We start from the raw sequence: 24974 nt of genomic DNA, 5'->3' as shown, positions 1-24974 counted from the left end.
ACGCGGCGGCGCGAAGCGCCGTTTGAGCGGCGGGTACCGCCGCCGCGCGGTCAGGCCGCGGGGCCCTTGCCGCTGCCGCCGCGGGCGATGTCGAGGCCCTGGCCGAGCAGGCGGTTCTGGCGCGCCTCGACCTCGGCCGGCGGACCGGACGTGGTCGCCAGCATCACCGCGCCCCACACGGCGCGGCCGATCAGGTGCGGCGGCGGCGGCACCACCGGCAGCTCGGGCGACGACAGGCTGCCGCCGCTCCAGAACGCCGCGACCGCCGCCCACGACGCCGGCGTCTGGTAGCCGGTGACCTCGGCCTTGGACATCGCCGCCCGGCGGTTCTCCTCGTCGGGTTTGAACACCCAGCCCTCGGCGGCGGTCAGCGCCGCGACGTCCGGCTCCTCGAGCTTGTGGCCCCATTCGGCGAAGCACCGCGTGGCGATGCAGGCCCACCACACGCTCTCGCGCGGCCGCAGGCCCTGGGCCAGCCAGCGGATCGCGTCCGAGCGCATGCCGGCGTCGACCAGTTGCCGCAGATAGGCGTCCGGCTCCCGCGCCGTGCGCGCCAGATCCTTGGCCGGGTCCGTGAGCTCGCAGCGCGCCGCCACGTCGCCGACCGACGTGCTCGCCAGCTTCACGAACGGCCGCGTGTCCTCCGCCATGCCTTCTCTCCCGCGTGCCTTCGGCTCAGTTGATCTTCACCATGGCGCCCGTGATCGTCATCACGCCGCCGGCCTTTATGTTCATCATGCCGTTGGCGACGATGTCGATCTTCATCGACTCGAGCTTGATGGTCCCCGGCGTCATCGTTATCCGCGTCCCCATGTCGCCGCACTCGATCACGATCTCCTGGGCCACCTTGATCTTCTGCTTGCCCGTCTTGACGGTGAGCGTGTCGTTCCCCTGCGTGATCGTGGTCTCGCGGTTGTTCTTGATGGTCTCGGTCTGGTCGTGTCCCACGTCGAGGGTGTCGTCGTTCTCGACCTCGCGCAACTGGTCCTTCTCGGCGTGGATGAACAGGACCTCGGAGCCCTTCTTGTCCTCGAACCGGATCAGGTTGGCGTTGGCCTTGCCGCCGCCGGTGGTGCTGCGCGTCTCCCAGCCGCTCTGCGTCTTGTTGCCGGGCAGATCCCACGGCGGCTTGTTGTCGCCGTTGTAGACGCAGCCCGTCACCAGCGGCTTGTCCGGGTCGCCGTCGATGAAGGTGACCACGACCTCCTGGCCGACGCGCGGATGGAACACGGCGCCGAACTTGTCGCCGGCCAGCGACTGGGCGCAGCGGATGCGGCACGACGTCTGGCCGCTGGCGTGGCGGTCCCAGTGGAACTGCACGAAGATGCGGCCGTACTCGTCGACGTCGATCTCGCCGGAACCGGTCACGACGGCGGTCTGCGGGCCGGGGATCACGGGGCGGCGCGTCTTGCGCTCCGGCCGCAGCACGACGTCCTTCGGCACGCAGGTGAACGAGTTCGAGTAATGGGCGCCCTCCTCGTCGCCGCCGAGGAACGAGCCGCCGCTGGCGGCGTGCGAGACGTGCTGCAGCACCCACTCCTTGTCGTCGTCCTGCTTGACCTCGTTCTCCTTGAGCTTGAAACGGGCGCCGGCGGTGAACGAGCGTGCGTCGCCGCGGCCCTCGACCACCGTCCAGGTCGCCTCGAGCGCCTCCATGCGGCGCACCGCGATGCGGTCGCCCTTGCCGTCCGCGTTGCCCTTGTCGATGTAGTCGCCCGGCCAGTCGAAGATCTCGAACTCGCCGGCCCGGCTGACGCGGATGTCGCCGCGGCGGTTCTTCTGGGCCAGCAGGTCCTTCTTCGGCACCTTGAAATCGTAGTCCTTGTGCGCCCAGCGGCTGGGCAGGAAGCGGTGCTGCTTGTCCCAGTGCGTGACGCGCGACTGGTGCGCGTGCGTCGTGCGCAGGTAGACCTCGTTGTCGCGGGCCGGCTCGTAGGCGCTGGTCCTGTCGGCGATCACGAGCTCGTGGCGCTGCTCCGAGTGCTTGTGGAAGTAGAAGATCCCTTCCTCCTCCATCAGCCGCGACACGAAGTCGAAATCGCTCTCGTGGTACTGCACGCAGTACTCCCACGTGCGTCCCGGGCCGGAGAGCTGGAAGGTCGGCGTCGGCTGGCCGCCGCGCTGCATGACGTCGGAGATGATGTCGCGCGTGGTCTTCTGCTGGAAGATGCGGCAGTCGACCCGGTGCGTCAGCAGCCACATCTGCGGCACCACCTCGAGGTGGTACTCGAACCAGCTCTCCTCCTCGCGCTTGCCGGACAGGCGCTGGCCGTACAGCACGCGGCTGCAGATCCCGTGGAACCAGCGCAGATCCTCGTCGGTGAGGCCGATCGAGAAGGCGATGTCGGCGCCGAGCAGGCGCTCGGGCTCGATGTGCTCCACGTGCGAGAGGAAGCGGAGCATGAACCGGAACGGCTCGTTGACGCGCTCCTCGCCGGTGAACCCCGTCAGGATGAACTCGTCCTGCGCGAGCGGCGTCCGGGCCTGCAGCCAACGCCGATCCTGCCGGACCCTTCTGGTGCCCTGGGCCATCTCGCCCTCCTGCTTGACGCGAGGATAACCCGCGTCCGAAACCGCGCAACGTTATGCCGCCGGCGCGCCGCGGTCAATAAAAAAGTGATCAACCAATCATTTATTTGATGCGACTGTCGACGGCCGGATGCGCCCGGCCGTCCCTTCAACGGAAACGGCGCCGCCCGTCGGGGCGGCGCCGTTCCGCGTGTGGCGCTCGGCCTTGGACCCTAGCCCTTGGTCGCCGAGGTGACGTCGTACATCGCCTTCGACGGGGTCGGCTTGCCCTTCGCGTCGAAGGTGTTGTGCTCGAACTCGATCTTCGCGAAGGCGAGGCTGAACATGTCCATCGCCACGCCCTGGCTACCGCCGCCGTGGCCGGAGTTCGAGTAGCTCGAGACCAGGCAGTCCGTCAGCGTGATCTTCATCTCGAGCTGGGTCGTGTTGTCGTTCTTCGACGACACGAACGAGATCTTGGTCGTCGGGATGTGCTTGCCGGTGGCGCAGTGCAGCATCAGCGGCGCCGAGGCCTTGTCGGTCTGCTTCGACATCGAGCACTCCGAGAAGCTCGCCTTGCCGCCGCCGCCCTGGGCGCCGGACGCCGAACCGCCGGTGACCGGCGCGGCGTTGTGGGCGCCCCACTGGCACGAGTCGACGACGATCTGGTTCTCGTAACCCTTGGCGGTCGCGTTGCCGGGAATGCCGGTCATTTCGACGTAGATGTCAGCCATTGTATCCTCCATGTGTGGCCCGCGCGGGGCCTACTCTGCGCCTGCCCGATCCATCCTCCGATACGCCGCGGCCCGGGCCAGGCCGCGTCCCTCCGTCGGAGGAGGCACTCAATATGAGCGATTACTCAATCATATACTCGAATCGCCCTTCGCTGTCCACCCCCACGTGAACCTTGTGGATAACTTTTCCGTCGGCCATCGCGCCGAGGAACTCGCTGGACAGCTCGGGGAGCAGGGTGCGCTGGATGATCTGCTCGATGTTGCGGGCGCCGGACGCCACCTCGGTGCAGCGGCTGGCGATGGTGTCGACCATGGCCTCGGCGTAGGTCATCGTCGCCTTGTAGTTGTCGGCGACGCGCTTCACGACGCGGCCCATCTGCAGGCGGACGATCTTCTTGATGGTGTCGTCGTCGAGCGGATAGTACGGCACGATCGTGATGCGGCCGAGGAAGGCCGGCTTGAAGGTCTTCAGCAGCTCCGGATGCAGCGCCTCGTTGAGAGCGTCGGGATTGGGCCGCGTGTCGGGGTCGGCGCACAGCTTGGCGATCAGGTCGGTGCCGGCGTTCGACGTCAGGATGATGACCGTGTTCTTGAAGTCGATGTCGCGGCCCTCGCCGTCGCGCAGCATGCCCTTGTCGAACACCTGGTAGAACACGTCCTGCACGCCGGGATGCGCCTTCTCGACCTCGTCGAGCAGGATCACGGAGTAGGGGTGGCGGCGCACCGCCTCGGTCAGCACGCCGCCCTCGCCGTAGCCGACGTAGCCCGGCGGCGAGCCGACGAGCATCGAGACCTTATGCTCCTCCTTGAACTCGCTCATGTTGATGATCGTCAGCGCGTGGTCGCCGCCGTACATCTCCTCGGCCAGCGTCAGCGCCGTCTCGGTCTTGCCGGTGCCGGACGTGCCGGCGAGCATGAACACGCCCAGCGGCTTGCGCGGATCCTGCATGCGCGCGCGCGCCGTGCGCATGCCCTTGCCGATCAGCTCCAGCGCGTGGTCCTGGCCGATGACGCGCTCGGCCATCTTGTTCTTGAGGTTGAGCACGGTGCGGATCTGGTCGCCCAGCATCCGACCGACCGGGATGCCGGTCCAGTCGCCGACGATCGCCGCCGCCGCCTGCGCGTCGACCAGCGGCATCACCAGCGGCGACTCGCCCTGCAGCGCCTTCATCTCGGCCCACTTGGCGTCGAGCTGCGCCTTCTTGGCCGGGCGCGCCGTCTCGTCGACCTCGCCCTCGAGCTCGGTGCGCAGCTTGGTCACCTCGTCGACCAGCACCTTCTCCTTGGCCCAGCGCTCCTCGAGCGCCGTCAGCTCCTCGCGCAGCCGGGCGAGCAGCACCTCGCCCTCGGCGATCTCCTCGGCGTGGTCGGTGCCGGCCTGCTGCTCGCGCTTCTGGATCGCGATCAGGCCGTCGAGCAGCCCGATGCGGCGGCGCAGGTCGTCGACCGCCGGCGGCGTCGAGGCCAGACCCATCGCGACGCGCGCGCAGGCCGTGTCGAGCACGCTGATCGCCTTGTCGGGCAGCTGGCGGCCGGCGACGTAGCGGTTGGACAGGCGCACGGCCTCCTGCACCGCCTCGTCGAGCACGCGCACGCCGTGGTGCTTCTCCATGACGTTGGCCAGCCCGCGCAGCATGTCGATGCCGTTCTTCTCGTCGGGCTCCTCGACCTTCACGACCTGGAAGCGCCGCGTCAGGGCGGGGTCGCGCTCGAAGTACTTCTTGTACTCGGCCCAGGTCGTGGCCGCGATCGTGCGCAGCTCGCCGCGCGCCAGCGCCGGCTTCAGCAGGTTGGCGGCGTCGCCCTGGCCGGCCTGGCCGCCGGCGCCGATCATCATGTGCGCCTCGTCGATGAACATGATGATCGGTTGCGGCGAGGCCTTGACGTCCTGCAGCACGCCGTTGAGCCGGTTCTCGAACTCGCCCTTCATGCCGGCGCCGGCCTGCAGCAGGCCGAGGTCGAGCACGCGGATCGCGCAGTTCTTCAGCTTGTCCGGCACGTCGCCCTCGGCGATCTTCAGCGCCAGCCCGTCGACCACCGACGTCTTGCCGACGCCGGCCTCGCCGGTGAGGATCGGATTGTTCTGGCGGCGGCGCAGCAGGATGTCGATGCACTGCCGGATCTCGGCGTCGCGGCCGAGCACGGGATCGAGCTTGCCGGCCTTGGCGCGCGCCGTCAGGTCGGTGGTGTAGAGGTCGAGCGAGCCGGTGCTGCCCTTGGGCGCCGCCGGTCCGCCGGCCGCCGCCTGGCCGGACTGCACGTGCTGCATCGCCTCGGCCGCCCTGGCCTCGGCGGAGCCCTCGGTGGCGGCGTCGAAGTCGCGCGCCAGCGCCTCGACCGGGATCTTGGCGAACTGGCTCGAGGCGTTGTTGGCGGCGATCGACATCGTCTCGTCCGACAGCATCGCGACGAGGATGTGGCCGGAGCGCACCTGGTGCTCGCCCTTGTTGACGGACGCGAAGATCCACGCCTCGCGCGCCAGGCCCACGACCTGCGGCGCCAGGCCCGGCGGGCGGCCGTTGCCGGTCTTGAAGCGCTCGACGGCGCGGTTGAGATCGGCGGTCAGCCGGCCGAGATCGGCCTCGTAGCGGCCGACGATGCGCGCGATGTCGCCGTCCTTGATCTCCAGCAGCTTGATCAGCCAGTGCTCGATCTCGACGTTGTAGTGCGTGCGCGTCATCGTCAGGCCGGCGGCGTCCTCCAGCGCCTTGCGGCACGGCTGGTTGAGCTTGGCGACGAGCGATTTGAGATCGACGGCCATAAATAGTCTCCCCTTGCGACGCGGCGCGGTGCGCCGGCGCGCGTCCCTGTAATGAAGTACCCCACCCGCCCGGTGTTCGCCGGGGCGCTGCGAAAAGCATGTCCCGAATATCGTCGCGAGTCGAGGGGGTGTTCATTTCAAACGTGTGTCGATTCGTGGGCGGCGCCCGGCGCCGGGGCCGGCCGCCGCCTTGCGAGCGGATGGGAAAGAGGCTAATCGGGCGGCCCTGTCGCGTGCCCGCGTGGCGGAACTGGTAGACGCAGTTGACTCAAAAAGTGGTTTGTCTACCAATCCACAGGAAAACACGACGAGTTGAAAACGTCGTGTTTTCAGAGGGTTATGAAGGAAGGAAAAGAGGCTGACGATATTCTGTTTTCGCTCTAGGTGCAGTATAGGTGCACAGAGCCTCGGCTAGAATCGGCGGCAAATGTGCGGGTGTGGTGGAACTGGTAGACGCGCCGGATTCAAAATCCGGTTCCGCAAGGAGTGTCGGTTCGATTCCGACCACCCGCACCACCTTCTTTCTCTACGGAATGTGACGATGGGGATTTCGAATCCCTCGTGGCCCGCCAGTTCGGAACAACAGTGGGCACCCCGCCTGCCGTCGTTCCTGCGCCGTTAGCGGCAAGCAATCGCAGCAGGTTGCTCTTCGAGCCCATGATGCGGACTTCTTCGCGATCGACTTCCACCCGCTGGGGTGGACAGCGGCAAGCTTCATGGTCGCGTCTCTTCGGTCGTCCACATCTTCAGTCCTGCGACTCGAAGCTGCGGTTTTCGCGGCAATGCCAGAGACGCAGGATGAAGATCGTCGCGGCGGCGATCTCGTAGCGCATCTCGTAATTGCCGACGATGATCTGGCGGACCGCGCGCGGCTCATAGGCTTCCAGCTTCTCGCCGATCCTCGGATAGTCGAGCAGCCGGTCCGGCGCCATCGCGACACCCGTGGGTGAGTTGATCGGGATCCGATGGCTTGTTCGTGCTGATGGGCGTCCTCGGCGGACTGGTCAGCCTCCTGGGCTTCCTGTCGCCCGTCCTGCGCCGATTGGAGGCGGCGAAATGAGTTCCGCGACGTCGCGAGAGTGGTTGCCGTAACACCTTCCGGCTAGGCGGGCGCTATGTCCCGCGCCAAGGGCAAGCTGATTGTGACCCGAAGCCCGGAAGGCGCGCGATTGGCCAGCTTGACCGAACCGCCACAGGTTGCGATGGCGCGCTGGGCGATGGCGAGGCCGAGCCCAAATCCGCTGCCGCTGACCGCCCCGCCTTGAACAAACGGCTGCAACAGGTCGCTAGGGCCGCTTTCACCGATGCCTGGCCCCTGATCATCGACCATGACGATGCAGCGGGCGGCGGCGCATCGTTCGAGACGGATGTCGATCGTCTGACCTGAGGCGGAGAAGCGCAGGGCGTTGCGCAAGATGTTCTCGATGGCGCGATGGGCGAGCAGGCCACTCCCGAGGATGAGCCAGGCGGTGTCGTCCCCCTCGTCGGGAAGGTCGGCGTTGAGAGTGACTCCTGCCGCAGCCGCCTCAAACCCGGCATTCTCGAGGACCAGTTCCAGGACGTCGAGCAGGTCGAAATACTCCGTCGACCCGTCCACGCCGCTTTCGAGCTTGGCGAGTGTCAGCAATTCTCCGATCAGCGCGTCGAGCTGATCGGCCTCGCGGTCGACGCGGTCGAGTGACGATTCAAGCCGGCTCGGATCGCGGCGCAGCAGGCCCGTCGCCAGCCGCATGCGGGCCAACGGCGAGCGTAGTTCGTGCGATACATCGTGGAGAAGACGATCGCGGGCGGCGACCAACTCCTCCAGACGGGTCGCCATCTGGTCGAAATCCCGCGCCAGATCGGCGACCTCATCGCGGCGCCGGCCGACCGACGGCCCAAGACGGACAGACAGATCCCCTCCGGCCAGGCGCTCGAACCCGCGCCGCAGCCGGTGGATCGGGCGGGTGAGATACCAGGCCAGGGCCGCGCTGAACACGAGGCCAGCCAGCGCGGTCGCGATCAAATAATCGGGGGGCAAGACCTGGCTGCTCCAGCCATCGCCAGCGGGCAACGGCGGCGTTGCATAGCGCAGGCAGTAGTCCTGCCCAATCTGCCTTGCGAGCCGTCTGTGATCAGCCTCGGGCTGACAGCGATCGGCCGACAAGGCTGTGACCGTCAACCTGGCGCGATGCGCGCCCGGCCAGGCGGCAGTCTGACGAGCCAAGGCGTCAGAACCTCCGTCGCGCAGCGCCGTGGCGGCGCTTTCGATCAGGACGTTCCCAACGGCATAAGGCCCATCCCACTCGGGATAAACCTGCGCCGGACGCAGGGACCAGAACAGCCAGAGACCGCTGCCGAGCAGCAGGATGGTGGCGAAGAACGCCATCCAGATTTTCCAGAACAGCCGCCGCTTCATGGTCGCGCCGTCAGCCGATAACCGACCCCCGGATCGTCTCGATCTCGATCGCGCCGCCGCTGGCCCGTGCCAGCTTCTGACGCAGGTTGCTCACATGGACGTCGATGCTGCGGTCGTAGCGCTGCCGCGTTCGCCCGAGCGCGGTCAATGACAGCTCTTCCTTGGTGGCCACGGCAGGGCCGGCCCGCAGCAGCGCTTCAAGCAGGTTGAACTCGGTGGCGGTGAGGTCGACTGGTCGGCCCTCCCACAGGGTTGCGCGCCGGGCTGGATCGAGAAGGAGGGCGCCGCGTGACAAGGGGGCGGTTGTCCGTGTGGTTCCCATGCGCCGCAGGACCGCGCGGAGCCGGGCGACCAGTTCGCGCGGATAATAAGGCTTGGCGATATAGTCGTCGGCGCCCAGCTCCAGCCCGACGACCCGATCGACATCATCCCCTCGGGCCGTGAGCATGATGACCGGGATATCGCTTTCCTGGCGGAGGCGGCGCAGGACCTCGATGCCGTTGATGCGCGGCAGCATGATGTCGAGGATCACCGCGGCGAAGCGCCCCGAAAGCGCGAGGTCGGCGCCGTCGTGACCGTTCCCGGACGTTGTCACCGTGAAGCCCTCGTCGGCGAGATACTCGCCGAGCATCCGGCTCAGCTCCGCATCATCGTCGATAATCAAGATATCGGTCACTTGTTTTCTAACCACGGCATCGTTCGATGCTGGGCGATATCCGTAACGATGTCAGCCGCCTTTACGCATTCTTTCCACTTAGCTTGCGAAGACTTGACCCACGGATCGCTTCGCGCAGGGCATAAGCCGCGGCATGCCATCCAGACGCCGCCTCATCCAGATCGTCCTGCCCGTCGCGCTGATCCTAGTCGCGATCGCCCTTTACGTCGCGCTACGGCCAGCGCCAGCGACGGGGCTCGCCACCGCCGTCGTGACGGTGGGGGACATCGAGCAAACGGTGCTGGCCACCGGCAAGCTTCGCCCCAAGGAGTTGGTCAGCGTGGGCGCGCAGGTCTCCGGTCAGGTCCGGCGCCTCTACGTCAGCCTCGGCCAGTCGGTGAAAGCCGGCGATCCGATCGCCGATATCGACGCCCAGCCACAACAGCTCGCGCTGCGCAACGCCGAGGCGGCCGTGCAGTCGCTGCTCGCCCAGAAGGCGGCGCGTGAAGGTGGACTGGTGCAGGCCGAACTCGCGCATCGGCGACAGGAAACGATGCTCGCCGCCGACGCAACGGCGCGGGCGGACTATGAAGCCGCCCGCGCGGCTCTGCTGTCGGTGCGCGGTGAGATCCGCTCGCTCGACGCCCAGATCGTCCAGGCGCGCACCCAGGTCGATACCGCGCGGCTGAACCTCGGCTTCACCCGCATCGTCGCGCCGATGGACGGCGTGGTCGTTGCGGTGGTCACTAAACAGGGCCAGACGGTGAACTCGTTCCAGTCGGCCCCGACGATCGTCATGCTCGCCCAGCTCGACGTGATGACGGTGCGCGCGGAGATTTCTGAGGCTGATGTCGAGAAGGTTCGGCCCGGCCAGACCGTGTGGTTCACGACGCTGGGGGCGACTGGCCGCCGCCACTATGCGCGGATCGAGCGGATTGAGCCGGCGCCCGACTCTATATCGAGCGAAGGGGCCAATCCGGCCGGCACATCAAGCGGCGCCGGCGCCTCCACCGCTATCTATTACAACGCGCTGTTTGACGTTCCGAACGCCGATGGCCGGTTACGTCCCTCGATGACGGCCCAGGTCTCGGTGCTGCTGGCGCGGGTGAAAGCGGCTGTGATCATCCCCTCGGCCGCGCTGGGCGCCGCCGACGCGCAAGGCCGCCATAACGTCCGCGTGATCGACGATCGTGGCCGGCCCGCCGACCGCAAGGTCCGGATCGGCATCGCCGACGACAGCAATGTCGTCGTCCTGGCCGGCCTGCGGCCCGGCGAAAAAGTCGTGCTCGCCGACGCGACGACCGGCGCGCCGGAAGCGGCTTCGGGAATGGGATTCTGATCATGATGGAGCCGCTCCTGCAGATGACCGGGCTTAGGCGAGAATTCCCCGCCGGCGAGGGCGTGGTCGCCGTGCTCAAGGACATCGACCTTGAGATCCACGCCGGTGAGCTGGTCGCGATCGTCGGAGCTTCGGGCTCGGGCAAGTCGACGCTGATGAACATCCTCGGCTGTCTCGACCGGCCCACCTCGGGGTCCTACCGGGTCGAGGGCCGCGACACCGGCACGCTGGCGCCTGACGAGCTGGCGGCGCTGCGCCGCGAGCATTTCGGGTTCATCTTCCAGCGCTATCATCTGCTCTCCGACCTGACCGCCATCGGCAATGTCGCCGTCCCGGCGATCTATGCCGGCCGCGATGCGGCGGCGCGGGAGGACCGCGCGCGGAGCTTGCTCGGCCGTCTGGGTCTGGCCGACCGCACTCATCACCGGCCCGGCCAACTATCCGGGGGGCAGCAGCAGCGCGTCTCGATCGCGCGGGCGCTGATGAACGGCGGCACGGTGATCCTGGCTGACGAGCCGACCGGCGCGCTCGACAAGGCGAGCGGCGTGGAAGTGATGCGCATCCTCCAGGATCTGAACGCCGAAGGCCACACCATCATCCTGGTCACCCACGACATGGCCGTCGCGGCGCACGCCCGGCGGATCATCGAGATCAGCGACGGGATTATCGTCGCCGATCGGCGGACCGGCCAAGACAGCGAGCGTGCGCCGTCATCGCTGGCTGCGGCGCAGCCCGCCGCCTCAACTTGGCGGGCGCTCGCCGACCGCTTCGGCGAGGCATTCCGCATGGCGTTGCTGGCGATGGCGGCGCACCGGATGCGGACCTTCCTGACGATGCTGGGCATCATCATCGGCATCGCCTCGGTGGTCTCGGTAGTGGCGCTCGGCAAGGGCGCGCAGGCCAAGGTGATGGCGCAGATCAGCGAACTCGGCACCAACACGATCGAGGTCTTTCCGGGCAAGGATTTCGGCGACCTGCGCGCCGCGGCTGTCCAGACCCTGACCGAACCTGACGCAAGCGCCCTGGCGCGACAGTCCTATGTCGACAGCGTCTCGCCGAACGTCTCATCCAGCGTCACCGCGCGTCGTTCCAATCTCGCGGTCACCGCGCAAGTGAACGGAGTCAGCGCCGATCACTTCCGGGTCAAGGGCTTGCGCGTCTCCGCCGGACGCCTGTTCGACGAGGCTGCGGCGGCTCGGCTCGCTCAGGTCGCGGTCCTCGATCAGAAGGCGAAAACGGCGCTGTTCCCGCATGACGCGGACCCGATCGGCGCGACGGTCCTGCTCGGCGCGATGCCGGCGCGGGTCATCGGCGTGCTCAAGCCTGCCCAGGGCGGCGGCTTCGGCGGCTCAAACCCGACCGTCTATGTCCCCTACAGCGCCGCCGCCACCCGGATGCTCGGCAAGAGTCATCTTGAAAGCATCACCGTCCGCGTCGCCGACACGGTGTCGACCGCCGCCGCCCAGCAGGCGGTGACGCAGCTCCTGACGCGACGCCATGGGACCAAGGATTTCTTCATCTTCAATTCCGACCAGATCCGCCAGGCGATCACCCAGACCAGCGCAACGCTGACCCTGCTGATCTCGGCGATCGCGGTGATCGCGCTGGTGGTTGGCGGCATCGGGGTGATGAACATCATGCTGGTGTCGGTCACTGAGCGCACGCGCGAGATCGGGGTGCGGATGGCGGTCGGCGCGCGCCAGAGCGACATCCTCCAGCAGTTCCTGATCGAAGCGGTGCTGGTCTGCCTGATTGGCGGCGCGATCGGCGTTGCCCTGGCGCTGGCGCTCGGTCTGATCGTCACTCTATCCGGGAGCGGGTTCCAGATGGTCTTTTCGCTGCCTTCGATCCTGCTCGCCTTCGCCTGCTCGACCGGGATCGGCATCCTGTTCGGCTTCCTGCCGGCGCGCAACGCCGCCCGGCTCGATCCCGTCGAAGCCCTGGCGCGCGACTGATGCGTCATTCACTCTCCGTCGCAATCTTAACCGGCCTGCTCCTCTCGGGCTGCGCTTCGGCCACACATACGCCCTACGCGCCACCGCTCGCCCCGTTGCCGCCGACGTTTCAGCACGCCAGCTCGACGGCTTGGCCGATGGTTGCTGACGACGCCTGGTGGCACGAGTTGGGCGATCCGTCTCTCGACGCGCTGGTCGATCTGGCCATCGCGCGCAATCCCGACCTTTCCGCCGCGGCGGTCAGAGTCCGCCGCGCGACCTTGCAGGCGCGGCGCACTGGCAACGCCTTGCTGCCGATCCCCAGCGGCAGTCTCTCGACGGGCGCCTCCCGCCCGCTCTCCGGGGCCGCGCCGCGCACGGCCGAGACCGCCACGGGCTCGCTTGGCCTGAGCTGGGAGGTCGACCTGTTCGGCCGTCTCGATGCCGAGCGCGACACCGCCTGGTTCGAAGCGTTCGCCACCGCCGAGGATCGTGACGCCGCCTTCCTGTCGCTGGTCGGCACGGCGGCCTCGCTGCATTGGCAGATCGCGCTGGCCAACGAGCGCATCGCGCTTGGCGAGCAAAGCCTCGCCTATGCCCGGCGCACCCAGACGCTGGTCGATACCCAGTATCGCGCCGGCGCCGTCTCGGCGCTCGAAAGGCGCGAGGTGGAGCAGACGGTCACGGCGCAGGAGGCGGCGTTGAGCCAGCTCCGGCAGACCCGCACCGAGGCGCGCGAGGCGCTGATGGTGTTGCTCGACGGCGTATCGCCGCCCGGGCCTGAGCCCGAGGCGCTCGGCCGCGCGCCTCTGCCGAGCGTGGCCGCCGGTTTGCCCGCCGATCTACTCGGCCGGAGGCCGGACTTGCGCGCCGCCGAGCTGCGTCTGCGCCGCACGCTGGCCAGCGGCGATGCCACCCGCGCCAGCTACTATCCGGCGCTGACCTTGACCGGGGCGCTCGGTACGTCGAGCACCGGGCTCCTCAACCTGATCGCCAATCCAGTCGCGACCCTCGGGGCGGGCCTTACCCTGCCATTCCTGAATGCCCGCGCGATGCGGTTCGATACGGCCATCGCCCGCACCCAGTATGAGGAGGCGGTGATCCTGTTCCGCAAGTCGCTCTACACCGCACTGGCCGAGGTCGAGACTGCGCTGTCGGCCCGCGCGGAGCTGGATGCGCAGGGCGATGCGCTGCTGCGCGCCCGCGACGCCGCCAGCGAGGCCGAGCGCCTCTATGAAGTGCGTTACCGCGCCGGCGCCGTGCCGCTCCGAACCTGGCTGGACGCGCAGGAGCGGCGGCGCGGCGCAAACCTCTCGCTATCGGCCAACCGGCTCTTGCGGCTACAGAACCAAGTGACGCTCCACCAGGCGCTCGGCGGCGGGTTTGGGCGATAACCGCCGAAGCCCGCAGAGGCAGGTGCGCAGGGCGGGGGAAGGAATGAACTCGAGCGTCACCTGGGGCGTGAACGCGCCCCAGTTTCGCTTGTCGTCGATCGTCTGAGCGGGGGCGACCGCGGCCCCCTAGATCGGCGCTAGGCTGCCGCCATGAACATAGTTCAGCCGCTTCTCGTCATGCGTGTAACGCGCGCCGAGAGTCAGCGAGAATTTTGGCACGAAAGCCCATCGCCCTTCGCCGAATTGGTGTCCGAGGCGCTCAAAGGAAGGATGCACGCGGACCGCGATTTTCCACCCGTCTCCACTGCGCGGATGGCGCGGGTCGGTTTTCGTTGCAGAACGGCTGACCTTCCGCTAGGCCTTATTGCGAACGTCTCGCAACTGGTCGGTTTCTTCCACTTCGCGCGAGGCGCGCGCGAAGGAAGTCAGGCAGCTTGAACCACGAACGTATAGCCTTGCGCCTTTACAGGACGCACCGCGACACGCTCGTGAACTATGCGGGCAAGCTGTCGGGCGACCGCGCGGGTGCCGAGGATATCGTTCAGGACGCCTGGCTGCTGATGGATCGCCAGCCAGACGAGGCCGTGATCCGCGAACCCATCGGCTATCTTCGCCGCATCATCCGCAACCTCGTCTTCGCCCAGGCCCGACGTCGGTCGCGCGAAACCCTCGTGGCGGTGGACGACCTGCGCGGCCTCGCGGATGACCGGCCGTCGGCAGAAGCCGAACTGGCGGCCCGCCAGATGATGGAACGGATACTCGACACGATCGACGCCATGCCGACCCGGCAAAGGGCCGCGATCAAGATGTACCATTTCGAGGATATGAAGCTCCGCGAGATTGCTGAGAGACTCGGCCTGTCCGTGTCCTATACCCACCGGCTCATCGCCGAGGGCATGGATATCTGCAATCAGCGGCGGCGTGAGGGGCTCTGAATTCGTGCGACTGGAAAAAATCACGGGAAAAGCCCCGCGGTCGAACATCTATCCGATATGCAGGATCAGTCGCGTCTTTCGACCAGCGCCCATGGGCATCTGCGTCTTATGCCTGACGGCTGGCCGGCTGTGATGACAGATGGATTGACGCCGGAGCGCGCCGCAGCCGAATGGTTCATCGCCCTGCGGGAAAGCCCCGACGATCCCGAATTGCGCGCCCGCTTCGCACAGTGGCGCGACGCCGATCCGCGTCACGCCGGCGCATGGTCGGAGTTGGGCGAGACCGCCAGGATCATCGCCACCGCGCCGGCCGAGCGGCGTACCTACGAACTGCCGTCCGTCACAGCGCGGCGGAGTGCGCGGCGTCGCGGCGCCCTTGGACCGGGCCGGCGATGGAGGCAGGCAGCCGTTGCCGCCGCTGCGGCTTGCGTCGCTGTGATCGCAGCGCCGACACTCAGCCTGCGTTTGGCCGCCGATCATGTCTCAGGAACAGGTGAGGTCGAAACGATCACACTCGCCGATGGCTCGACAGCGCAGCTCGGGCCGGACAGCGCCATCGCTGTCGATTTTGGCCCGCGCGGCCGTGAAATCCGCCTCCTCTCCGGCCAGGCGATGTTCGAGGTGCGTCGCGATCCCGCTCGGCCGTTTCGGGTGGCGGCGCGCGATGTTACCACGACTGTCCTTGGCACGGGCTTCGAGGTTCGCATGGTTGGCGAGTTGACCCGCGTCGCCGTTCGCCATGGACGGGTGCGCGTCGAAGATAGCGGGACGAAGCCGTTTGCCGCGCGCGAACTCACCGCAGGCCAATGGGTCCGTATCGTGCCGGGCGCTCCATTGTCGGCAGGGCAAGAGGCGCCCGAATTGGTCGGGGCGTGGCGCTCGGGCAAGGTCGCCGTACGCAATCGTCCGATCTCCGAGGCGATCGACGAGATGCGGCCTTGGTACGGGGGCAAGATCATCCTCGCAGACAGCTCGCTTGGAAAGAAGCTCGTCAGCGGCGCTTATGACTTTCGCGACCCTGCTCGCAGCCTCAAGCTCATCGTCGCTCCTTATGGGGGAGACGTAATGCGCGTCACGCCCTGGCTGATGATCGTCACCCGATAAAGCGCTGCAAATCAATGCCTTGAGCGGGCGCAAAAAAAATAATCCCGAAATTTGAGGAAATCCGGCTTCCCCGACCATCCATCCTATGACTCGCTACTGCATCGCATTCGCATAGAGCTGTCTGGCAGGTCATTTGTAAGGAGCGGGGGTTACATGAGGAACGGATTTACGGCGCAGCGCGGAGCGGTATTCAGCGCGCTGCTGATGGCGACCACAGCGCTGGGCGGAGTCGCATTGCCGGCAGTGGCCCAGGCGCAGGGCGCTTCCGTTCAGCAGCGCCGCTTCGACATTCCGGCTCAATCGTTGCGCGAGGCGCTGCTGATCTTCAGCCAGCAATCCGGGCTTCAGGTCACAACACAGGGGCCGCTAGTGGAGGGGCGCACCAGCACGGCGGTTTCCGGTGATCTCCCGCCGGCCGAAGCGCTTAGCTGGCTTCTGACAGGCACCGGGTTGACCTTCAGGTTCGACGGGCGGGATGCCGTGCGGCTTGAGCCCGCGCCGCAAGTCTCCGACGGAGCGATCCAGTTGGGTCCGGTGCGGGTCGAGGGTGAAGGCTCTCGCGCCGGTGCCGCGGCGAGCATCACCAGCGATTCGGCGGCGACCGAAGGGACTGGCCTCTACACCGGTTCGCAAACCACGACTGCGAGCCGGCTGCCGCTGACGGTGAGGGAGACGCCCCAATCGGTCACGATCGTCACCCGGCAGCGCATCGACGATTTCCAGATGCAGACGATGCAGTCGGTGCTGACAAGCATCGTCGGCGTTACGGAAGAGCGCGGCGAGAGCGACCGAAGCAATTTTGTCGCGCGCGGCTTTGTCATCACCAACATGCAGGTCGACGGGATCGCTTCGCCATTTACGCCCATCACGCCTTCCCCGATCGCCAGTCCCTATCTGGATACGTATCTGTACGACAGGATCGAACTGGTGCGCGGTGCTACGGGGTTGTTGAGCGCGACCGGCGATCCTTCCGCCACCCTCAACCTGATCCGCAAGAAGCCAGGCAGGGAATTTGCCCTTTCCGGTTTCGCCTCTGTCGGCAGCCGAGACCTGTATCGTGGAGGCGTCGACCTCACCGTACCGATTGCCGCCAATGGAGGGGTGCGAGCTAGGTTGATCGGCCTGTACCATACGGGTGATTCCTGGCGCGTCCGCGCGTCCGATGACCGCCTGCTCCTTTCCGGAATGCTGGAGGTGGATGTTGGTCCGTCGACTCTGCTGCGTATCGCCAATGTCTGGCAGGATACTAATTCGCGCGGGGCGACCCATGGCGGCTTGCCGCGTTATTATAGCGACGGTGGCCGGCTCGACATGCCACGTTCGACCAATCTAGCCACCACATGGGCGCGTTGGGACAAGACCGAGAACCGGGCCGATATCACGCTGGAACAACAGATCGGCGAGGACTGGAAGTTGGTGGCCGCGCTCGGCTGGACGCGAACCCTATCTGATCCAAGAGCCTATTTCCTCGGCAGGGGCGTGCCTGACCGGGCGGGAAATGGCCGGTCCTTCTGGTTCTTCGACGCGGACGGAAGGCGCGACCAATGGACCTATGACGCCCATCTCAACGGCAGCTTCGGGCTGTTTGGCCGTGAGCACATGCTCATGTTCGGCGTCAATGGCTACCGTCGGCGGGATGATCGGCAATCCGGGGGCATAGCGCCGCTTAATCTGGATGGGGTCGACACGAACATCTTCACCTTCACAGGCATCGTGCCGAAACCGGCACGCGGCGCGCGAACCGTCTTCGACACCGCGAAGGAGAAGATGGACGGCATCTTCGGAAGCGTCCGCCTGTCACTCGCCGACCCGCTTCATGTCATCATCGGCGGCCGCCTGACGGCCTGGCGGACCTCGCAACGTGTCGAGAACAGAATAGCCGGCACCGCGACGTTCGAGGAAACCAAACCGGGCAAGGTGTTCACGCCATTCTATGCAGCGACGTTCGACATCATTCCGGAACTGACCGTTTATGCCAGCTATGCCGATCTCTTCACTCCGCAGAGCCTACGCGATGTGAACAACAGCATCATTGATCCGATTGTGGGCAGCAACAAGGAGATCGGCCTCAAGGCGGCCTTGCTGGACGAGCGCCTAACCATTAACGCGGCAATCTACGAGGCCAAGCGTGACAATGAAGCCAGACTGGTCGTGCCGGAGTTCATCCTGCCGAACGGCGACAGCGCCTATCGATCGACGGGGAAAGGTAACAAGACACGCGGCTGGGAGATCGAGCTAAGCGGCGCCGTCACTGATCGCTGGAACCTCTATACGGGCTATAGCCAGAACGTAACGAGGAATCCTGCCGGCCAACTCGTCAATACTTATACGCCACGGAAGAGTGCCAAGTTGCAGACCACATGGAAACCATCGGTCCTGAACGATCGGTTGACCATTGGTGGTGGTATCGTCTGGCAAAATGGCGCGCATGATGACATCGATATCGACCTCAGGGTCGAACAGGGCGCCTATGCTTTGGTAAGCCTGTTGGCGCGCTTCGACGTCACCGACCGGCTTTCGGTCGCATTCAATGCCAACAACCTGTTCGACAAGTCATATTATACGGACACGTCCTTCGGCTATTACGGCGAACCGCGCAGCGTCCTGTTCAGTGTAAACGCCAAGTTTTAAACTGGCGCTCGGGGCGATCTGAGATGCCATGTAAAGAAAACGATCAGCAGACGACGGATGCGCCGTCGAACAGTAGTTTTCGTCAGTCGATGGCGTGGCTGCACACTTGGGCAGGACTGTTGCCCGGCTGGGTGCTGTTCCTCATATTCATGTTCGGAACGACGGCATTTTTCCACTTGGAGATCAACCGCTGGATGCGGCCTGAGGCCCGAGTCGCGCCGGTATCCGCTCGGGCGCTTGATGCGGCGGGCGCGCTGCTGGCGACAAGAGCAGCGGGTGCGGATGGCTGGACCCTGTCGTTCGAGGGAGCCGAGCGGGGCGACGGATTCTATGTGTCATGGCTGCCGAAAGGCGTAACACCGTCCCAGCGGGAGCAGGCCACGCTCGACCCGATCACTGGTGAGCCGGTCACGATCCGCGAGACGCAAGGCGGCACCTTCCTCTATCTCTTCCATTACAATCTGTATTACATGCCGGCGCTCTGGGCGCGCTACATTGTTATAGCGGCGTCGCTGGCGATGCTGGTTGCAATCCTTTCGGGCGTCGTCACGCACAAGAAGATGTTCGCCGATTTCTTCACGCTGCGCTTCGGCAAGGGGCAGCGAAGCTGGCTTGACGCACACAATGTCGCGGGTGTGCTGGCGCTGCCGTTTCACCTCATGATTACCTATACCGGCCTGGTCACGCTGATGTTCGTCGCCATGCCCTGGGCGATCAGCGCCGCCTATCCGGTTCGCGATGCCTTTTTCGATGCGGTCGCTCCGCATCCGCATGTCGAGGCCAGCGGCCGATCCGCGCCCCTTTTGCCGCTGAGCGACCTCGTCGCCCGTGCGACGAGAGTCGGTGTTGATTTCGTTCCCGGTTATATCGTGGTCGAGCACCCCGGCGATGCCAATGCCGTCGTGGAGATATTGCCGCAACGCGACCGACTTCCCAGTCCGCACGGCGCCGTCCACCTGAACGGCGTCACCGGCGAGGTGCTTCAAGCTCCGCAGGCGCAAGGCCCGGCAATCGCCACGAATGGCGTGATGATCGACCTCCATGCTGCCCGCTTCGCCGACCCGGTATTGCGCTGGCTTTACTTTCTGGCCGGCGCTGGCGGTACGGCGATGATCGCCAGCGGACTTGTCCTCTGGACGGTGAAGCGCCGCGCCAAGCTCTCCGATCCTGATCGCCCGCACATCGGGTTCAAGCTGGTCGGGCGGCTGAACATCGGTGTCGTCGCTGGAGCAACCGCCGCGATCGCCGTCTATTTCCTCGCCAACCGCCTGTTGCCCATCGGCATGGCACACCGGGCCGATTGGGAAATCAACAGCCTGTTCATCGCCTGGGGCGCGCTATTCGTCTGGTCGATCGGGCGTCCGGCGAAGCGAGCATGGATCGAGACGCTGGCGGCGGGTGCGCTGCTCTATGCGCTGGTTCCCGTCGTCAATGCCTGCACCACCGAGCGCGGCCTGATCCCCAGCCTGATCGCGCGCGATTGGATCTTCGTCGGCTTCGACCTGACCGTGCTGGTGATGGCGGCCGCGCTGGCGTTCGCAGCAGGAAAGGTCGCGGCGCGCAAACCGAACGCCGCCGCCGAGCGGCGCACATGCGCGTCGGTTGAGGCCATCCTGTGATCGACGCCCCGATCTTTTTGTTGTCGTTCGCCGGGTTCGCACTGCTGCTGCTGGCGATGCCCCGGCACCAGCGGGACTGGCTTGGCCGCAGGCTGCCACCATCTGGCGATCGGATTCTGCGCGCAACGGGATTCGTGCTGCTGGCGCTTGCGTTCGCCGTCGCGGAGATCGGTCTTGGCTATGGTTATGGCGTGGTCGCGTGGTTCGGATGGCTGACCATCGCGGCCGCGCTTGTCGTGGCGGTCAACATCAACCGAGCGCGCATTCATCGGAAAGGTTCGGCGATGATGCGGTTGGGCGATCCGGCCCGTGCCCGCTGGGCGGTCGCCGTTCGCGTTCTTGCCGGAACGCTCGGCGCTTATGGCCTGGCCGCGCTAGTCACCGTCGCCTTGTCCCTCGCACTGGCGGCGCTCGGCATGAATCGGGTCGAAGCCGTCCATGCCGCCACGCTGGCGAGCTTCGCCATCTTCGCTGTCATCGCCATGGTTGTGTTCCATGCCCGCAACCTGACGCGGACCTGGGCATGGCTGGCAGTCGGCAGCGTGTTGCTTGCGCTCGCTTGGCAACTGCCCGCCGGGATCCTCCCATGAGCACTCCGGCCTTCCTAACCCTGCCGCTACGCGGCTACCGACAGAAAGCCCCGATCATGACTACAAGCACATTCCGCCGGTGGGCCGCGTTTGCCGTCGCTCTTGCCAGTGCGGCAACCCCAGCCCTTGCTCAACCGATGACCGGGACTCTGCCGGAAGGCCTCACCGCTTGGGGGATGTTCGTTTCTGCCGATTGGGTGGTGAAGGCTGTGATGATCGGCCTCGCAATCGCTTCGGTCATCACATGGACCGTACTGGTCGCCAAATCGGTGGAACTCAAGAAGGTGTTAGCGGCGCAGCGGACCGCGTTCGAGAAGATCGAGGGCGCACGCTCTCTCAGCGAGGCGACGCAGACGGTTGGCAAGGACGCGGTCGTATCCGTGACGCTGTTGGGCGTGGCGGCAACGGAGATCAGGCAGTCGGCCGACGCCCTGCACGACGGCGAGGGCTTGAAAGAGCGCGTCGCCTCGCGGCTGGACCGCATCGAGGCAGCGGCGGGAAGGCGCATGACGCGAGGAACTAGTGTGCTGGCGACGATCGGCGCGACCGCGCCCTTCGTCGGTCTGTTCGGCACGGTGTGGGGCATCATGAACAGCTTTATCGGCATCTCCGCCTCGCAGACGACCAACCTCGCCGTGGTCGCGCCCGGCATCGCCGAGGCGTTGCTGGCGACGGCGATGGGCCTGGTCGCGGCTATCCCAGCCGTCGTGATCTACAATCATTTCGCCCGCCAGATCGCTGCCTACAAGGCGTTGATCAGCGATACCTCTGCCGCCGTGCTGCGCCTTGTGTCCCGCGATCATTCGCGTGGGATCGTCGGCAAGCCCGAACTGCATGTGGCGGAGTAAAGAGGATGGCCGCCAAGCTTCACCATGACGACGACATGGAAGAAACCCATGAGATCAACGTCACGCCGTTCATCGACGTGATGCTCGTCCTGCTCATCATCTTAATGGTCGCGGCACCCTTGGCGACAGTGGACGTGAAGGTCGACCTGCCGGCGTCCACCGCGCAGCCGCAGCCTAAACCGGACAAGCAGATATTCCTGACCATCAAGGCCGACCGCACCCTCGCGCTCGACAATACGCCGGTCAGTCATGAAGCATTGCCGGCCGAACTCGACCGCCGCACCGGAAACGACAAGGAACAGCGCGTGTTCCTGCGCGCCGACAAGACAGTCGACTACGACACGCTGATGAAGGCGATGAACGAGCTTCGCGGAGCGGGCTATCTCAAGGTCGCATTGGTCGGCATGGAAGAGACGGCGGGCCAGTGAATGCGATGAATCAGATCGCGCCGCGGCCTGAGATCGTCCCTTCTGCCGATCCACTCGCTGATCCGCGTGAGGTCCGGCGCTGGGCCATCGCGCTCGCCGTCGTGGTCGGCGTCCATGCCGTTCCGGCGCTCGTCGCGGCCTATTGGCTGGGCCCGACGATAAGCACGCCCGCGCCCGAACCGGCGATCGTCATCGACATGATGCCGCTGGCCGCACCTCCGGCTCCGCCGACCGAGCGGCCGCCAGGACCGAAGCAGGACAAGGCCGACCTGTCCAAGCCCGTCGTGCAGCGCGAGATGGTGAAGACGCCGCAGGCGCTGACCCCGGCCGTGGCGCTGCCGGTTCAACCGCCCGAGCCGAAGATGGAGGCAAAGGCTCCGGCAGCGGAGACGACAGCGCCGCCCGCGCGCCCCGCGCCGCCGGCCCCGACGCTGTCGAGCGGTGTCCCGACCTGGCAGGGACTGGTGCTCGGCGCGCTGAACAAGGTGAAGCGCTACCCATCGTCGGCGCAGTCACGCCGCCAGCAGGGCGTGCCCTACATCCGCTTCGTCATCGACCGGAACGGCCGGGTGCTTTCGTCGCGTCTCGAACGATCCTCCGGCTCCGCTGCGCTCGATTCCGAAGCCGTGAACCTGCCGCGTCGGGCGCAGCCCCTGCCGAAACCGCCGGTCGATATCGTGGGCGACACGATCGAATTCGTCGTGCCTGTCGAATTCTTCATTCGCTAGGCCGCCCATGAACGTTCTTTCCTTCCGGCCCGGCGCACTGCGCGATCGGCGTCTTTGGGGCGCCGTCGCGATTGCGCGCGCCGTCCTGATTGTTGCGGCCTGGTGGCTAAGGCCGATGCACATGCCCAGCTCGACGCGGCGATCGTCGTCTACCGCAGCATCGGAGGCGGACGGTGAGTAGTATCGATACTGCTCGTTCCGCACCGCGTTTGGCCGGCCTTGCGCTCAGGGCGATCCATGCCGCCGAGTCCGCTTCGGCAGACTCTGACGGCCTGATACTGACCAAGAAAGGCTGGGAGCATCATCGTGCTGTTCTGCTCGGCCTCGGGCCAAAGCGCGCCGGAAAGCATACGTTGCTCGCCGCGTTCAGGGCGCTGCCGTTCCGAGCGCTACGGCTAATACGTCGGCCAGGCCGCGCCCGGCGCTGCCGTCCTTATCAAGGCGCGGATTGTAGATGGTGATCTCGATGCCGACTGCCTTGCCGCTCGCCAAGGCAACCCGAAGCGCGACCCCTAGCTCGTCCCACGATAACCCACCCGGCACGCGGAAATCGACAGCTGGCATAATGGCGTCGTCGAGGCAATCGGCGTCGAGATGAATCAAGAAGCCGTCCAGTTCCTCTCGCGTCAGGTGGTCGACCGCTTCGCGCGCAGCGGCCTCGATGCCCGCCGCGCGCGCGGCGGGAAAGTCAATCGCCTTGAGCTCTTTAGGGAGCGGCTGGCTACCATATTCCTCCTGATCCTCATGATCGCGATACGCGAACGCGACAGCGTCTTCGGGACGGACCAGAGGACAGAGACCTTCAATGTCGGTTAGGTGCGACGGGCCGAAGCCGGTGACGAGGGCAAGATCCATCGAGGCGCCCTCACCATTCGGTTCTGCCTCGGGCTGGAAGAAATCGGCGTTGCCGTCGATAAAGAACAGGCCGTAGCGACCGCGCCGTCGAAACGCGAGCATCGAGCCCAGCACGATCGTGCAATCGCCACCTAGCACTACCGGAAACTCGCCCGCGTCGAGCACCGCTTCCACCGCGTCGGCGAGCTTGGGCGACCACGTCGCAATTGCCTTGGTGTTCAGGATACCGGTCTCGGGATCGGGCACAGGATCCTTTGGAGGCACGGCCAGCCGCACGGCGCGGCGCGCATGGATGCGCACCGCAAGGCCGAAATCCAGCAGCTGCTCGGGCAAACGCTCCACTCCATAGGTCGCCAGGCCCAATGTGGAAGGGGCTTCGAGAATTGCGTAGGAACGGGTCGGCATGGGCGGCTCCATTAGCGACTATTTTGCCGAGTAGGTCACCGCCTCGATTTTGTGACCATCGGGATCGCGGACGAACGCCCCATAATAGTTGGCATCATAGGCCGGCCGCAGCCCCGGAGCGCCATCGTCGCTGCCGCCATATCTCAATGCTGCGGCGTAAAATCGATCGACCATGGAACGGTCCTCGACGGCAAAGGCGATATGCGTGCCATTGCCCACCGTCGCAGCTTTGCCATCGATTGGAACTTGGACGCTGAAGTGAAACGTACCGCTTCCGTAACCCAGTCCACCCTCGTCCTCAGCCATGGGCAATATGCCCACGAGGGGCAAAACGGCATCGTAGAAGCGCTTCGAACGCCCGATATCATTCGTCCCTATCGAGACATGGTGGATCACTACAGCCTCCGTTTCGACTTTGCTGGATAACGGCCGCTTCCGTTCTTTGCTCCCTCAAAATCGAAACGGGAGCTTATGCCGATCTGGCGAAACCGTCTGCTGATTGAGATCACCCCCGATGATCTCCGAGCCCATTGCGCCAAGATCGTGGAACGGGGCGCACCGGCGACGGCGATCCATGTGCGCGATATCCTGAAGCAGATCTACGGTTTCGCCATTCTCACGGCGAGAAGGTAGCAAACCCGGCCGATGATGTCGGTCCGGCCTCGATCGCCACCTTCACACCCAAGGACCGCGCTCTCCCCGACCGAAATTGGATGTGCGGGAGTTCCACATGGGTTCAGGCCTCCCGGTTCGGCAGTTTGCGTTTCAGCATCGGGTCGTTGAGGAAGGTTCCGAACGGGACCAGCGACGCGAGAACGGTTTGCGTCCATTCCCAGGCGGTGAACCCCTTGCCCCAGAGTGCGGGTATGATCGCGAGCATGTAGGCGACGAAGGCATAGCCATGCCCCCAGCCGGCGAGCGGCATGATCGCCTCGTTGCCGGCCAGATATTTGGGTGGCATCGCGATGAGGACGAGAGCGAGCGTCGTGATGCCTTCGATGACGGCGATCCCGCGAAACAGTTGCAGCAGCATGAAAGTCCTCGAATTCCTGTCGTTATTGGTGACTGCTGACTGGTCCTGAGGGCGGTGACGCCGTCGCGCTGGATG

At 65.9% G+C, this 24974-nt stretch carries 21 protein-coding genes, 1 tRNA gene and 1 pseudogene; 13 read left to right on the top strand and 10 right to left on the bottom strand.

The window, feature by feature from the left end; genetic code table 11:
• Nucleotides 1-50: 50 nt before the first annotated feature.
• The 4 genes from IPK81_07245 to tssH form a co-directional block, all read right to left on the bottom strand.
• On the bottom strand, nt 51-650 hold the full coding sequence (locus IPK81_07245; GenBank protein QQS13977.1) for a hypothetical protein: 600 nt from the start codon (nt 648-650) through the stop codon (nt 51-53).
• Nucleotides 651-675: 25 nt separating this feature from the next.
• The gene (gene tssI / locus IPK81_07240) at nt 676-2532 is read right to left on the bottom strand and encodes a type VI secretion system tip protein VgrG (GenBank protein ID QQS13976.1); all 1857 of its coding nucleotides are present in this window, start codon (nt 2530-2532) and stop codon (nt 676-678) included.
• A gap of 209 nt (nt 2533-2741) precedes the next feature.
• On the bottom strand, nt 2742-3242 hold the full coding sequence (locus tag IPK81_07235; GenBank protein ID QQS13975.1) for a type VI secretion system tube protein Hcp: 501 nt from the start codon (nt 3240-3242) through the stop codon (nt 2742-2744).
• Nucleotides 3243-3363: 121 nt separating this feature from the next.
• Nucleotides 3364-6003: a type VI secretion system ATPase TssH gene (gene tssH / locus IPK81_07230; GenBank protein ID QQS13974.1), complete on the bottom strand. Its 2640-nt coding sequence runs from the start codon at nt 6001-6003 to the stop codon at nt 3364-3366.
• 431 nt (nt 6004-6434) lie between these two features.
• On the opposite strand from tssH, the gene IPK81_07225 reads away from it, so the two are divergent.
• A tRNA-Leu gene (locus tag IPK81_07225) sits at nt 6435-6519 on the top strand.
• Nucleotides 6520-6749: 230 nt separating this feature from the next.
• Here IPK81_07225 and IPK81_07220 read toward each other — a convergent pair.
• The 3 genes from IPK81_07220 to IPK81_07210 all read right to left on the bottom strand — a co-directional run bounded on the left by IPK81_07220 (nt 6750) and on the right by IPK81_07210 (nt 9032).
• Nucleotides 6750-6935, bottom strand: a complete 186-nt coding sequence (locus tag IPK81_07220) for a type II toxin-antitoxin system RelE/ParE family toxin (GenBank protein ID QQS13973.1) — start codon at nt 6933-6935, stop codon at nt 6750-6752.
• Nucleotides 6936-7105: 170 nt separating this feature from the next.
• Entirely contained in the window at nt 7106-8371 is a 1266-nt protein-coding gene (locus IPK81_07215; protein QQS13972.1) for a HAMP domain-containing protein, read from the bottom strand.
• 40 nt (nt 8372-8411) lie between these two features.
• Nucleotides 8412-9032: a response regulator transcription factor gene (locus tag IPK81_07210; protein ID QQS14995.1), complete on the bottom strand. Its 621-nt coding sequence runs from the start codon at nt 9030-9032 to the stop codon at nt 8412-8414.
• A 178-nt stretch (nt 9033-9210) separates the two neighbouring features.
• On the opposite strand from IPK81_07210, the gene IPK81_07205 reads away from it, so the two are divergent.
• The 12 genes and pseudogenes from IPK81_07205 (at nt 9211) to IPK81_07150 (ending at nt 22606) form a co-directional block, all read left to right on the top strand.
• A complete protein-coding gene (locus IPK81_07205; protein ID QQS13971.1) occupies nt 9211-10395 on the top strand; it encodes an efflux RND transporter periplasmic adaptor subunit in 1185 nt (394 codons plus the stop codon).
• A gap of 2 nt (nt 10396-10397) precedes the next feature.
• Nucleotides 10398-12350 (top strand): MacB family efflux pump subunit, encoded by a 1953-nt coding sequence (macB, locus tag IPK81_07200; GenBank protein ID QQS13970.1) that lies wholly within the window; start codon nt 10398-10400, stop codon nt 12348-12350.
• The gene (locus IPK81_07195) at nt 12350-13723 is read left to right on the top strand and encodes an efflux transporter outer membrane subunit (protein ID QQS13969.1); all 1374 of its coding nucleotides are present in this window, start codon (nt 12350-12352) and stop codon (nt 13721-13723) included. The genes macB and IPK81_07195 overlap by 1 nt, the downstream gene beginning before the upstream one ends.
• A gap of 455 nt (nt 13724-14178) precedes the next feature.
• Nucleotides 14179-14658, top strand: coding sequence for a sigma-70 family RNA polymerase sigma factor (locus IPK81_07190; protein ID QQS14994.1), 480 nt, complete (start codon nt 14179-14181; stop codon nt 14656-14658).
• 57 nt (nt 14659-14715) lie between these two features.
• Nucleotides 14716-15762 (top strand): FecR domain-containing protein, encoded by a 1047-nt coding sequence (locus IPK81_07185; protein ID QQS13968.1) that lies wholly within the window; start codon nt 14716-14718, stop codon nt 15760-15762.
• 153 nt (nt 15763-15915) lie between these two features.
• Nucleotides 15916-18393, top strand: coding sequence for a TonB-dependent siderophore receptor (locus IPK81_07180; protein ID QQS13967.1), 2478 nt, complete (start codon nt 15916-15918; stop codon nt 18391-18393).
• Between the two features lie 23 nt (nt 18394-18416).
• Nucleotides 18417-20012, top strand: a complete 1596-nt coding sequence (locus tag IPK81_07175) for a PepSY domain-containing protein (GenBank protein ID QQS13966.1) — start codon at nt 18417-18419, stop codon at nt 20010-20012.
• Nucleotides 20009-20278 (top strand): annotated as a pseudogene (locus tag IPK81_07170) (DUF3325 domain-containing protein). Before IPK81_07175 ends, IPK81_07170 begins: the two are co-directional and overlap by 4 nt.
• 18 nt (nt 20279-20296) lie before the next feature.
• Nucleotides 20297-20602: a hypothetical protein gene (locus tag IPK81_07165; protein QQS14993.1), complete on the top strand. Its 306-nt coding sequence runs from the start codon at nt 20297-20299 to the stop codon at nt 20600-20602.
• A 176-nt stretch (nt 20603-20778) separates the two neighbouring features.
• Nucleotides 20779-21450 (top strand): tonB-system energizer ExbB, encoded by a 672-nt coding sequence (gene exbB / locus IPK81_07160; GenBank protein ID QQS14992.1) that lies wholly within the window; start codon nt 20779-20781, stop codon nt 21448-21450.
• A gap of 5 nt (nt 21451-21455) precedes the next feature.
• Nucleotides 21456-21878, top strand: a complete 423-nt coding sequence (gene exbD / locus IPK81_07155) for a TonB system transport protein ExbD (GenBank protein ID QQS13965.1) — start codon at nt 21456-21458, stop codon at nt 21876-21878.
• Between the two features lie 5 nt (nt 21879-21883).
• Nucleotides 21884-22606, top strand: coding sequence for a TonB family protein (locus IPK81_07150; GenBank protein ID QQS13964.1), 723 nt, complete (start codon nt 21884-21886; stop codon nt 22604-22606).
• Nucleotides 22607-22972: 366 nt separating this feature from the next.
• Here IPK81_07150 and IPK81_07145 read toward each other — a convergent pair whose 3' ends face one another.
• From IPK81_07145 to IPK81_07135, 3 genes are all read right to left on the bottom strand, one after another.
• Nucleotides 22973-23866, bottom strand: a complete 894-nt coding sequence (locus IPK81_07145; GenBank protein QQS13963.1) for an arginase family protein — start codon at nt 23864-23866, stop codon at nt 22973-22975.
• 18 nt (nt 23867-23884) lie between these two features.
• Nucleotides 23885-24262: a VOC family protein gene (locus IPK81_07140; protein QQS13962.1), complete on the bottom strand. Its 378-nt coding sequence runs from the start codon at nt 24260-24262 to the stop codon at nt 23885-23887.
• 340 nt (nt 24263-24602) lie between these two features.
• Complete coding sequence (locus IPK81_07135) at nt 24603-24887, bottom strand: DUF3817 domain-containing protein (GenBank protein ID QQS14991.1); 285 nt, start codon at nt 24885-24887, stop codon at nt 24603-24605.
• Nucleotides 24888-24974 lie beyond the last annotated feature (87 nt).

This window comes from Rhodospirillales bacterium (assembly GCA_016699855.1).
Lineage (GTDB): Bacteria > Pseudomonadota > Alphaproteobacteria > Reyranellales > Reyranellaceae.
The sequence above is the reverse complement of the archived record's forward strand: the minus strand, read 5'-3'. Positions and strand labels throughout refer to the sequence as shown.

Coding starts and splice junctions, on each gene's coding strand:
- exbD (QQS13965.1), top strand. CDS start 21,456: ATGGCCGCCAAGCTTCACCATGACGACGACATGGAAGAAACCCATGAG.
- IPK81_07220 (QQS13973.1), bottom strand. CDS start 6,935: ATGGCGCCGGACCGGCTGCTCGACTATCCGAGGATCGGCGAGAAGCTG.
- IPK81_07165 (QQS14993.1), top strand. CDS start 20,297: ATGATGCGGTTGGGCGATCCGGCCCGTGCCCGCTGGGCGGTCGCCGTT.
- tssI (QQS13976.1), bottom strand. CDS start 2,532: ATGGCCCAGGGCACCAGAAGGGTCCGGCAGGATCGGCGTTGGCTGCAG.
- macB (QQS13970.1), top strand. CDS start 10,398: ATGATGGAGCCGCTCCTGCAGATGACCGGGCTTAGGCGAGAATTCCCC.
- IPK81_07210 (QQS14995.1), bottom strand. CDS start 9,032: ATGCTCGGCGAGTATCTCGCCGACGAGGGCTTCACGGTGACAACGTCC.
- exbB (QQS14992.1), top strand. CDS start 20,779: ATGTTCGTTTCTGCCGATTGGGTGGTGAAGGCTGTGATGATCGGCCTC.
- tssH (QQS13974.1), bottom strand. CDS start 6,003: ATGGCCGTCGATCTCAAATCGCTCGTCGCCAAGCTCAACCAGCCGTGC.
- IPK81_07180 (QQS13967.1), top strand. CDS start 15,916: ATGAGGAACGGATTTACGGCGCAGCGCGGAGCGGTATTCAGCGCGCTG.
- IPK81_07185 (QQS13968.1), top strand. CDS start 14,716: ATGCAGGATCAGTCGCGTCTTTCGACCAGCGCCCATGGGCATCTGCGT.
- IPK81_07145 (QQS13963.1), bottom strand. CDS start 23,866: ATGCCGACCCGTTCCTACGCAATTCTCGAAGCCCCTTCCACATTGGGC.
- IPK81_07205 (QQS13971.1), top strand. CDS start 9,211: ATGCCATCCAGACGCCGCCTCATCCAGATCGTCCTGCCCGTCGCGCTG.
- IPK81_07245 (QQS13977.1), bottom strand. CDS start 650: ATGGCGGAGGACACGCGGCCGTTCGTGAAGCTGGCGAGCACGTCGGTC.
- IPK81_07195 (QQS13969.1), top strand. CDS start 12,350: ATGCGTCATTCACTCTCCGTCGCAATCTTAACCGGCCTGCTCCTCTCG.
- IPK81_07235 (QQS13975.1), bottom strand. CDS start 3,242: ATGGCTGACATCTACGTCGAAATGACCGGCATTCCCGGCAACGCGACC.
- IPK81_07150 (QQS13964.1), top strand. CDS start 21,884: ATGAATCAGATCGCGCCGCGGCCTGAGATCGTCCCTTCTGCCGATCCA.
- IPK81_07175 (QQS13966.1), top strand. CDS start 18,417: ATGCCATGTAAAGAAAACGATCAGCAGACGACGGATGCGCCGTCGAAC.
- IPK81_07215 (QQS13972.1), bottom strand. CDS start 8,371: ATGGCGTTCTTCGCCACCATCCTGCTGCTCGGCAGCGGTCTCTGGCTG.